This is a genomic window from Roseomonas sp. E05 (assembly GCF_030063475.1).
Taxonomy (GTDB): domain Bacteria; phylum Pseudomonadota; class Alphaproteobacteria; order Acetobacterales; family Acetobacteraceae; genus Pseudoroseomonas.
The window spans coordinates 1-2,178 of record NZ_JASIRT010000082.1; the positions used below are offsets into that span (position 1 = coordinate 1).

A 2,178-nucleotide genomic window follows, 5' to 3' on the forward strand; every position below is an offset into this window, starting at 1 on the left:
GATCTGGAGCATGCCTCAGCTTCCTCCCGGCACGGTGCCCTTCAGGCGCGCGAAGCGGTAGGCGTACTCTACGATAGCCCGCCCGACCGGCTCCCAACAATGTCCCGCGACCAGACAGCCAAACCCAAGCGGAGGCTCTGCCGCCAACTCGCCGGGCTTGCCCGCATTCATCAAGCATTCCTGCTGATCGCTCCTGCTTTGGGGAATGCTAGCGCTAGGTCGGTACCCCCAGTCGCGGCGCAGGATCGCGCATCGGTGCGGTCTTGAGATGCTCCACCAGCTCGGCGGAGGTTTCCACGATATAGTCGGCGAACAGTTTGCCGGCTTGTGCATTGGCGAGGGAGGGATCGCCCCCCACGACGGCATCGCAGTGGTCCGTCATGTTGATAGGCACAAAGACATCCACCTCCCCCAGCTTCACCGAATTCAAGCCGCCGGTCGGAAGCCCAATCAAGCTCCTCTTTGGCTCCTCGGTTCCGGCTATCTCTCGCCGCGTCAGTTCAGGACGGAAATACTCGTAGACGGAGCCGATCGGATCCGAGCCATGCCCGGAGGCGCGGCCGACATTCTCGCCATGAGCCTCGGCGCGCAGGCTGTTTGGGACCAGCGGCCAGATATTCAGCCAAGGAATGATCACCCCGCGCTCCCGGCGGATCTGCCGGAGCGTTTCGTCGATCAGCGCATTATTCCCGGTATGTCCATTGAAGACGAGAAGCCGCTCCAGGCCATGGTCGAGGAAGCTGCAGACCATGTCGCGCAACACGGCCCGGAAGGTGGAAGCGGAGACCTGCATGCCCCCTGGAACATCGCGGAAGTAGTCGGCGCAGCCGAAGGGGAAAGTCGGCGAAACGAGAGCGCCCGTGCGTTCCGCGACGCGCCCAGCCAGCTCGGCGGCCAGCATGAAATCACCCATTGGGTTGCAGGGCCCCTGGATTTCGACACTGCCGAGCGGGAGCAGAATGACCGGATCTTTCGCCATATGCTCGCGAAACTCTAGGAAGGTCATCTCCTCGATTCGGTACTTTGCCATGTGGGCTCCGATTCCGCTGCGTGCTCCTTATGGTTGTCTAATGCGAACCGGCAGGCAAGATGCCGTGGAGCACGGAAATGCAGGAATACCCATGGCGGAATGTGTGTGCCGGGTCTAGCTTTTCGCAGTAGGGCATTCAGCAGCCAGGAGGCTAGGCGAAGTGGAACGAAGAAAGCTGCGGCTAGGTCTATCGATGCGTGGTGTCGGCTACCACTCGGGAGCCTGGCGCCACCCCGATGTTCCGGCAGGCGGCGCGCGGGACTTCCGCCATTTTCTGCGGAGCGCTCAGACGGCGGAGCGCGGGCTGTTCGACATGGTGTTCCTGGCGGATGGCATCGGCATACGCGGCCGCGATGAGCCGCCTGGCGCGCTCTGCCGGTCCGATCAGAACGCCGAGCTCGAACCGCTGACCTTGCTTTCAGCGCTGGCACCGATGACGAGCCATATCGGCCTCGTTGCCACTGCCTCCACGACCTACAATGAGCCCTATCATATTGCCCGGAAATTCGGCTCGCTCGACCATATCAGCGGTGGTCGGGCCGGCTGGAACGTGGTGACCTCCTGGTCGGACGCGGAGGCGCTGAATTTCGGCCGCGATAGCCAGATGGCTTATGCCGACCGGTACGAGCGCGCGATGGAATTCGTCCAAGTGGTGCTTGGCCTTTGGGACAGCTGGGAGGCGGATGCCTTCCTGCAGGACAAAAGCTCGGGAATCTTCTTCGATCCGGCGAAGCTGCATACCCTTGCGCATTGCGGAAAGCATTTCAAGGTCCGCGGTCCGCTATCGGTGGCGCGAACCCCGCAAGGGCGCCCTGTAATCGTCCAGGCGGGCGCATCCGAGCAAGGCCGGGACATCGCGGCTGCCACGGCCGATATTGTCTTCAGCGCCGAGCAGGATCTCTCCAAGGCGCGTGACTACTATGCCTGCATCAAGGGACGCCTTGCCGGGCATGGCCGAGCCTGGGAGAGTCTTCTCATCCTGCCGGGCATCGTGCCGATCGTGGGACGGACGCGCGCCGAGGCTCAGGCTAAAAGCGTCTAACGAAACCTGGTGAGGCGCGTTACCAGGGGCATGGCGAAGCCCCTTGTTCCTGATGATCTTTGGGCGGCGATCAAGCCGCTGCTGCCGCCCGAACGGCCCAAGCCGC

2 protein-coding genes are annotated in these 2,178 nt (G+C 62.9%); one reads left to right on the forward strand and one right to left on the reverse strand.

Annotated features, from left to right (window positions below; genetic code table 11):
• Positions 1-214: 214 nt before the first annotated feature.
• Entirely contained in the window at positions 215-1,030 is an 816-nt protein-coding gene (locus tag QMO56_RS26700; protein WP_283530675.1) for a creatininase family protein, read from the reverse strand.
• A 193-nt stretch (positions 1,031-1,223) separates the two neighbouring features.
• Between QMO56_RS26700 and QMO56_RS26705 the strand changes: the two genes are divergently transcribed.
• Positions 1,224-2,072 (forward strand): NtaA/DmoA family FMN-dependent monooxygenase, encoded by an 849-nt coding sequence (locus QMO56_RS26705; RefSeq protein WP_283530677.1) that lies wholly within the window; start codon positions 1,224-1,226, stop codon positions 2,070-2,072.
• The last annotated feature ends 106 nt before the right edge of the window (positions 2,073-2,178 follow it).

What these genes read in the sequence shown, in the direction of transcription:
- QMO56_RS26700 (WP_283530675.1), bottom strand. Translation starts at nt 1,030, where the DNA reads ATGGCAAAGTACCGAATCGAGGAGATGACCTTCCTAGAGTTTCGCGAG.
- QMO56_RS26705 (WP_283530677.1), top strand. Translation starts at nt 1,224, where the DNA reads ATGCGTGGTGTCGGCTACCACTCGGGAGCCTGGCGCCACCCCGATGTT.